Source organism: Frankia tisae (genome assembly GCF_025403405.1).
Classification (GTDB): domain Bacteria; phylum Actinomycetota; class Actinomycetes; order Frankiales; family Frankiaceae; genus Frankia; species Frankia tisai.
Genome location: NZ_JANEZT010000358.1, coordinates 1 through 6,750 on the forward strand (window position 1 = coordinate 1; position 6,750 = coordinate 6,750).

10 protein-coding genes and 3 pseudogenes are annotated in these 6,750 nt (G+C 69.0%); 6 read left to right on the forward strand and 7 right to left on the reverse strand.

The annotated features are described in order from the left end of the window. Positions 1–163: 163 nt before the first annotated feature. From NBZ85_RS25315 to NBZ85_RS25325, 3 genes are all read right to left on the reverse strand, one after another. On the reverse strand, positions 164–388 hold the full coding sequence (locus NBZ85_RS25315; protein WP_368861441.1) for a type II toxin-antitoxin system death-on-curing family toxin: 225 nt from the start codon (positions 386–388) through the stop codon (positions 164–166). A 128-nt stretch (positions 389–516) separates the two neighbouring features. Next, on the reverse strand, positions 517–1,221 hold the full coding sequence (locus tag NBZ85_RS25320; RefSeq protein ID WP_261562727.1) for a Clp protease N-terminal domain-containing protein: 705 nt from the start codon (positions 1,219–1,221) through the stop codon (positions 517–519). 24 nt (positions 1,222–1,245) lie between these two features. Next, the gene (locus NBZ85_RS25325; RefSeq protein ID WP_261553581.1) at positions 1,246–2,025 is read right to left on the reverse strand and encodes an NAD(P)-dependent oxidoreductase; all 780 of its coding nucleotides are present in this window, start codon (positions 2,023–2,025) and stop codon (positions 1,246–1,248) included. 61 nt (positions 2,026–2,086) lie between these two features. On the opposite strand from NBZ85_RS25325, the gene NBZ85_RS25330 reads away from it, so the two are divergent. Further along, positions 2,087–2,608 (forward strand): winged helix-turn-helix transcriptional regulator, encoded by a 522-nt coding sequence (locus tag NBZ85_RS25330; RefSeq protein WP_261553580.1) that lies wholly within the window; start codon positions 2,087–2,089, stop codon positions 2,606–2,608. Here the strand turns inward: NBZ85_RS25330 and NBZ85_RS25335 are convergent. Continuing rightward, entirely contained in the window at positions 2,527–3,141 is a 615-nt protein-coding gene (locus NBZ85_RS25335; RefSeq protein WP_261553579.1) for a TMEM175 family protein, read from the reverse strand. The two genes, NBZ85_RS25330 and NBZ85_RS25335, sit on opposite strands and share 82 nt — an antisense overlap. 163 nt (positions 3,142–3,304) lie before the next feature. Between NBZ85_RS25335 and NBZ85_RS25340 the strand changes: the two are divergent. The 3 genes and pseudogenes from NBZ85_RS25340 to NBZ85_RS34115 form a co-directional block, all read left to right on the forward strand. Further along, positions 3,305–3,577: pseudogene (locus NBZ85_RS25340) on the forward strand (DUF6596 domain-containing protein); the annotation flags it as partial. A 317-nt stretch (positions 3,578–3,894) separates the two neighbouring features. After that, positions 3,895–4,344: a peroxiredoxin gene (locus NBZ85_RS25345; RefSeq protein ID WP_308204924.1), complete on the forward strand. Its 450-nt coding sequence runs from the start codon at positions 3,895–3,897 to the stop codon at positions 4,342–4,344. 76 nt (positions 4,345–4,420) lie between these two features. Then, on the forward strand, positions 4,421–4,573 hold the full coding sequence (locus tag NBZ85_RS34115) for a hypothetical protein (RefSeq protein WP_261553578.1): 153 nt from the start codon (positions 4,421–4,423) through the stop codon (positions 4,571–4,573). A 45-nt stretch (positions 4,574–4,618) separates the two neighbouring features. Here the strand turns inward: NBZ85_RS34115 and NBZ85_RS34120 are convergent. Then, positions 4,619–4,774, reverse strand: a pseudogene (locus tag NBZ85_RS34120) (DJ-1/PfpI family protein); the annotation flags it as partial. Positions 4,775–4,881: 107 nt separating this feature from the next. Here NBZ85_RS34120 and NBZ85_RS25360 point away from each other — a divergent pair. Both NBZ85_RS25360 and NBZ85_RS25365 read left to right on the forward strand, forming a co-directional pair. Beyond that, positions 4,882–5,022, forward strand: a complete 141-nt coding sequence (locus NBZ85_RS25360; RefSeq protein ID WP_261553577.1) for a hypothetical protein — start codon at positions 4,882–4,884, stop codon at positions 5,020–5,022. Continuing rightward, positions 5,019–5,150, forward strand: coding sequence for a hypothetical protein (locus NBZ85_RS25365; RefSeq protein ID WP_261553576.1), 132 nt, complete (start codon positions 5,019–5,021; stop codon positions 5,148–5,150). The genes NBZ85_RS25360 and NBZ85_RS25365 overlap by 4 nt, the downstream gene beginning before the upstream one ends. A 298-nt stretch (positions 5,151–5,448) precedes the next feature. Here NBZ85_RS25365 and NBZ85_RS33880 read toward each other — a convergent pair. Together NBZ85_RS33880 and NBZ85_RS25375 are read right to left on the reverse strand one after the other, a co-directional pair. Continuing rightward, positions 5,449–5,665 (reverse strand): annotated as a pseudogene (locus NBZ85_RS33880) (hypothetical protein); the annotation flags it as partial. Between the two features lie 324 nt (positions 5,666–5,989). Next, the coding region (locus tag NBZ85_RS25375; RefSeq protein WP_261562728.1) for an LLM class flavin-dependent oxidoreductase at positions 5,990–6,750 on the reverse strand (761 nt) is incomplete at its 5' end.

The window sequence follows — 6,750 nt, forward strand, 5'->3', positions numbered from 1 at the left end:
GACCCGCCTGCGGCGCGCCCACCGACCGCATCACCGCCGACGGTGAAACCGCCTCCCGCACCATCCCGCCTCCCGCACCTCGCGGGAACCCCGCTGCTGCCGCACCCTGAGACCGGAATTTCGCCATCAAGCAGTAAAGGCGGATAAAAGATTGCAATTATCATCACGCCGGGACCGCGCACAGCCGATCGGCAGTCTTCTGGATGTCAACGATCCCCTGTGCCGCCTCCATGACGAGCTCGAATGCTTCGTCGTCGACGAGGTCGGTGGAGTAGTCGTTGATGTCGAGGAACACCACAGCCGCGAGCCAGGCCAGGCGCTTGTTGCCGTCGACCAGTGGGTGGTTTCGGACGAGGGAATGCAGGAGCGCGGCCGCCTTCAACGCCAGGGTCGGATAGGCGTCCTACCCGAATGCGCTGGAAGACGCACGGGCAGCTGCCGCGTCGAGGAGGCCGATCGCAGCGCGCGCCGCGGCTACTCCCGCGAGGCGGACGCCGGTGGGGCCCGGCCACCGGGCTACAGGTCGGTGATCAACTGGGCGTGTTCCGCTAGCAGGGCCTTCTCGCGTTCGCGCGCCGCGGTCACGGCGGCGAAGTCGCCCGCGTCGATGGCGGCGTCCTTCGCCGCTCGCACCTGGCCGAGCTGCACGGCGATCTCACGAGCCCGGGCGTTGGCTCTGGCGATCGCGGCCCGTGGCTGGCGAAGCGGCTCGGGCGGAGCAGCCTCCCGCGTGGCGGCGATGGCTGCGAGAATTCGGCGGCGACTTGTCTCAGGGCCGACGCCGAATCGGGTGAGGATGTCGGCGGCGACACCCTCGTGCTCGTCAAGCAGCCCGAGCAGAAGGTGCCCGGGGCCGGCGAAGGTGTTGCTGAGCAGCTGAGCCTCCCGCAGCGACTTCTCCAGGACGCGCTTCGCGCGCGGAGCGAACGGGATGTGTTGTTGCGGCGGGTGCTCACTCGCGCCGACAGCCGCCGCGACCGCCGACCGGGCGTCGGCCAGGGTGAGGCCGAACGAACCCAACACCGCACCCGCCGGCCCGGCGTCCTTGCAGAACAGGCCGAGCAGGAGATGCTCCGCGTCAATCCGGTCGTGGCCGAGTGCCCTGGACTCCTCCTGCGCGCAGACGATGGCACTCCGGGCGCTGTCGGTGAATCGTTCGAACACCTGGCGGCCCTCCTCGGGTTTCCTGCCGCTCAGCACCGACGCGGTCGACGCAATCATCCCTGCTCGCCGTCACGCCGACGGTCAATCACTCGATTTCGGCTGTCGTTCCTCCGCGGTCGCCTGCGGCGTGGTCGCCTCCGGCGTGGGCAGCACGGCCACCTGGGTCTGGTGCAAGGTCGGGGTTTCGGCCTGGTCCGCTATGGCCCGCGCGAGCTCGTCATAGCCGAGTACGCCCTCGACAAGGCCGCGGTCGAGCGGCGGTTCGACGAGGACATAGCCCGCCGCGCCGGCCGCGCCATCGGCCTGCAACCCGGCCGGTGGGGTGACGACCAACCAGTCGAGGTCGGACGCGCGGCGGCGCAACGCGGGCAGTTCACGGGCGTGCGCCCGCGCGAACGGCAACAGCCACGGGGGAAAGACGGCGGGGTCGTCCATCACCGTGCGCCCGTCGGCAATGGTCAGCGTGGCGAACAACCCGATCGTGATCAGCCGGGTGGCCGGCGACTTCCGCGCGGCGCCGACGACACCGGCAACAACATGTTCGTAGAATTCTTCGTCAAAGCCGTCGAACGAGGGCGGCGGCGCCGAAAAGGGCGTCACCGCGACCACGATGACGTCGGCGTCACGCAGAACGTCGACGAGATCGGCGCCGCGGGTGGCATCCGCCTCGGCCACCTCGACACCAAGATCTCCCAGCGACCGGTGTCGACGGGCGTCGCGCACCACGCCGGTCACCCGATGCCCCCGGCTGACGAACTCCTGGCTGACGGCGCGTCCCGCGCGACCACCGGCACCGAGCACGACGACCCGCGCCGGTGCGCCCGATCGGGATACCGCCCCGAAGGGCTGTGTTCCTGTCATGGTGGCCAAGGTAGGGGGCGGTAGGCCGGTTACCGCAACGTGACCGGCTACCGTGGGCGGAGTGGAGAAGACGGCAGACGCCCCGACATTCGACCCGGCCTGCCCGATGAGCGCCTTCCCGATCCAGATCGGCGACAAGTGGACCGCGATGGCCGTCCTGTGCCTCGAGGCCCGACCACGGCGGTTCACCGAGCTCAGGCAGCTGCTCGGCCCGGTGAGCGCGAAGGTCCTGACCGACACCCTTCGCGCGATGGAGCGAAACGGCCTGCTGAACAGAAGCGTCTTCGACGAGAACCCGCCCCGAGTGGAATACAGTCTGACCGCCCTTGGTCGGACGTTGCTGCAACTGGTCGAAGCGGCCCGCAGCTGGGCCCGGGACAATCTCGACGACCTCCTGTCTGCCCGCCGCCGGCACGACGACATGCTTCTCCACGGTCACGAGACCGTCGCGCTCGCCGCGGAAAGGCTCGATGGTCGGCCATCACCTGCACCTGCCGCAGGTCAGTCCGGGGAGCCGAACTCGCGGACGGCGCGGCCGATGCGGCGATCAGGGACGATCCAGATCAGCGCGACGATGGTGTAGCAGCCGGTTCCGATAATGACGCCGAGCTTGCCGTGGGTGTCGACGAACAGCGCGGACAGTATTCCGGCGAGATAGAACAGCGGCGAGATCTTGCCCTTGAGATCCCATCCGACGGCCTGCCTGAGCTGGGAGTCGGGTCCGTGCGCCCGGATGACCACCCATTGGAGCATGACGTAGGCGCAGGCCGCAGCCAGCAGGTTCGCACCGAAGAGGACGACCGGGAAGCGCGCGTAGTCCGTCTCATCCATCCAGGCGGTCGTGAACGGGAACAGCGACAGACAGAACAGCAGGCCGAGGTTCGCCCAGAGAACACCCCCGGTCACCCGGCGGGCCAGCTGGAACATGTGATGGTGGTTGTTCCAGTAGATCCCGACGTAGACGAAGCTGAGGAGGTAACTGAGCAGGCCCTTCCCGGTGGTGTGCCACAGGTCCGCGAACGTGTGCCCCTCGGGGACCTTCAGCTCGAGAACCATGATCGTGATGATGATGGCCAGCACACCGTCACTGAACGCCTCCAGGCGACTGGTTCTCACCGGGCTGTCCCCTCAGCACCGCGACCGACCATCGTCGTGCGCGCGGCCGCACTCGTTACGCCTGTCCTCATAACCGTTATGAGAGCATCTCCCCCGGCCAGGAGCCGCGGCGGGGAACGAGGCCCTGCTCTGCAGCCTCACCCCCAGCGTGCTCGGGATCCTCGTGCGCCGCGCCGCCCGGACCACGCCCGACGACAGCCTGGTGCCGCTCGCCGAGCAGGACCGCCGCCGGTGGGACACCGAGTCGATCGCGCAGGGCGTCGAGATCCTGCAGGCGGCCCTCGCCCGCGACCGCCTCGGCGCGTTCCAGGCCCAGGCCGCCATCGCGGCACTCCACGCCGACGCGCCCACCACCGAGGAGACCGACTGGGTGCAGATCGTCGAGTGGTACGGCGAGCTCGCGCGCCTGACCGACAGCCCGGTCGTCCGGCTCAACGCCCGCCGGTGTCGCTGACGGGTGGTGTCTCAAGAGACCGGCCCGGTGAAGCGCCCGGTGAAGGTGGTCCAGCTCCGACGAGCTCGACGAGGCGGAAACCTGGCACTACGGCGAACGCCGTGAGCCTCTACCGGTGGTGGGAAGAGTTCGAACCGGTCTGAACGCCCGTCCGGGCCGCGCCGATCGGGTCGTCGTCAACCGCTCCTCTCGTGCAGAGCGTCACCGGGTCGGGATAGCGTACGAAATCAGCCGTCGCTCCGACGGCCCTGGACGCCGGGCCGATGCCTGTCGCCCAGCCCGAGGTGAGGAGCGCACAGATGCTGCATGTCGGCGACACCGTGCCGGACTTCGAGCTGCCAGACGAGGTCAACACCCCTCGCAGGCTTTCCACCCTCCTGGCCGACGGTCCGGTCGTCCTGTTCTTCTACCCGGCGGCGATGACCAAGGGCTGCACCGCGGAGAGCTGTCATTTCCGGGACCTCGCGGCGGAGTTCGCCAAGGTCGGCGCCCAGCGGGTCGGTATCAGCACGGACACCGTGGCCAAGCAGAAGGAGTTCTCCGACAAGCACTCCTTCGACTATCCGCTGCTTTCGGACGCCGACGGCAGCGTGTCGCGCGCATTTGGCGTGAAGCGGCCGATCGACCTGCTACGGGTCAAGCGCGCCACCTTCGTGATCGGTACGGACCAGGTCATCATCGAGGCCATCAGCAGTGAGCTGAACATGAACACGCACGCCGACAGGGCGCTGGCCGCGTTGAGCAGATAGAACGGCCGGCACGGTCCGTCGCCTGACGCACGGGCCCGACCGCCCGACCGCCCGAGCGGATGTTCGGCTTTCCGGCGTGCCCGTTCACGGCGAGCGGGCAAGGGCCTCCCACATCGGCCATCGCGTCGACATCGAGCTCGGCGTCGCCCAGCCGGTCCAGCGCGACGACGAGGGAACGCGCGACCGTGTTCGCGGCGCCGGACCCGCGGGCCCGGCGCAGCAGATGTAGGCACGCGTCGATTCCCGCGGCGCTGTCCGCGCTGGTGACGAGGTCACCCTCGTCGACGTAGAGCACGTCCGGGTCGACAGCCGCCAGCGGATGATCGGCGGCGAGCCGGGAAGCGAACCGCCAGTGCGTGGTGACCCGCCGTCCGTCGAGCAGTTCGGCGGCAGCCAGGACGAACGCGCCGAAGCACAGGCCGGCGACGATGGCACCGCCGCCGGGCGGCCGCCAGCACCGTGTGGGCCGGCACCTTGGGGTGGAGGCTGTTCCACTACCTGAACAGCTGTGTTCTGGCTGCTCGCGGCGACCGTGACATGGCGACCCGAGTCAGCTCCGACTTGTGGACCAACGTCGCCGAGGCCAATCCCGACGGCACGGCGTTCCGGGTCGAGACACAACGGTCCCGCGCGCTGGCCGACGCTCTCGGCGTACGGCACTCAGATCTCGATCTGTGACCGCGATCGTCGTACACCGCAAGTTACCCGCCCAACGGCCCAAGCTGCAGGTCGTCTTTGAAGGCACCCCCGACTACTACCAACGGTTCGCCGAACTCAATGACGGCACGTTCTGGCCCACTTCCTGAGCCCGCGTCCGTCGGGGTGCTCAACAGATCAGGAAACTGACGCGGTTCCGGGCCAAGGGAATCAGTCGGCGCCGTAGGGGTCGCGGAGCAGCTGGGCGATGATCGGGGCGCGGACCGCGCGTTCAGCCTGGGCGGCAGGACCGGCGGCGAGGTAGCGCTGAGTGCGGCCGTGGCCGGCTTCCTCGATCAGACCGGCGGCTTTGAGCCCCTGCAGGTCGCGGATCGCCTGGTCGCGAGTCAGACTTTCATCACGCATGTAGGTGGCTCGGCGCGCCCCCTCCGGCCGGGTCGCTGCATACAGGGCGGCAACCGCGCCGGTCATGTCGGAGTTGCCATGCACGTACAGAGCGCAGGAGCAGCTGATGGTCGCCTCCAGGCAGGGGCGGCTGCGAGACGCAGGCTCACTCATGCATCATGACTCGCAACGGCAATAGGCCTGGTCGAAAAAGTGTTTCAAAGCCCCTGACATGTAACCGGTGCTGGCCGGCGGCCCGAGCGAGCACCGCCTCCAGCATCGCCTGCACAGACGGCGACGGAGTGTGGTGGACGATCAACGCCCTGCACGGTCTGGGCGGGGTCGGCAAGACCCAGCTGACGGTGGAAAGTACACGTACCGGTTCGCCGCGGATTACGATCTTGTGGGGTGGCTCGACGCTGAGAACGCCGGCTATTGATCATCGACTCGATGGACGATACGACTGACCCCGAGGTTGGCGAACTCCAGAGCGGGTGATCCGTGGGAGTTCGTCGACGTAGATCTTTCTGGTCCTTGCCCGAGTCCGCCCGCGCCGCCGGCCCGCGCGCAGAGGGCAATCACCTGTCTCCGGTCGGCGAGCTGGTCAGCCGGGCGTCCTGAGTAGCGGCAACAGCTGGTTCCCCTGACGCTCGATCTCCTGCAGATAGGGCGTGTCCGACAGGACGAAGTGGGTGATCCCCAGGTCGGCGTACCGGCGCAGGGATTTCGCGACATCCGCCGCCGAGCCGACCAGCCAGGTCGTGCCGGCGCCCTCGCCGCCGATCCGGCCCGGCGCGGTGTAAAGATTGTCGTCCAGGACCTCACCGCGCGCCTGAAGGTCGAGCAGCCGCCGCTGGCCCACGGCGCGGAAGCGGCCACGGCGCTCGGGGAGGTCGTCCTGGCGGGCCGCCAGGACGGCGACCTTGGCTTCCGCGTCGGACCAGGCCTGCTCGGTGCTGTCCCGGACGAAGGTGGTGATGCGCAGCCCGAACTCCAGCGGCGGGTGCTCGCGGCCCAGCTTCCCACTCAGTTCCCGCAGGCGCGCGATGCGTTCGGCGATGCCGTCGAGCGGCTCACCCCAGAAAAGCTGGACATCCGCCTCGGTGGCCGAGACCCGCTCCGCCGCGGCGGAGGCCCCGCCGAAGTAGAGCTTCGGGTGGGGCCGGCCCGGGCCCGCCTGGACCCGGGGGCCGAGGGTCGAGCCGGTCACCTGGAAGTACTCGCCGCGGTAGGTGACGTCCTGTTCGGTCCACAGCCGGCGGACCAGCCGCATGAACTCGCCGGTGCGGGCATAGCGCTGAGCCTGGTCCCCCTCGCTGTCGCCGTACGCCGCGAGCTCGTCCCGGCCCGAGACGATGTTGACCC

Coding starts and splice junctions, on each gene's coding strand:
- NBZ85_RS25320 (WP_261562727.1), bottom strand. CDS start 1,221: ATGATTGCGTCGACCGCGTCGGTGCTGAGCGGCAGGAAACCCGAGGAG.
- NBZ85_RS25325 (WP_261553581.1), bottom strand. CDS start 2,025: ATGACAGGAACACAGCCCTTCGGGGCGGTATCCCGATCGGGCGCACCG.
- NBZ85_RS25345 (WP_308204924.1), top strand. CDS start 3,895: ATGCTGCATGTCGGCGACACCGTGCCGGACTTCGAGCTGCCAGACGAG.
- NBZ85_RS25360 (WP_261553577.1), top strand. CDS start 4,882: ATGGCGACCCGAGTCAGCTCCGACTTGTGGACCAACGTCGCCGAGGCC.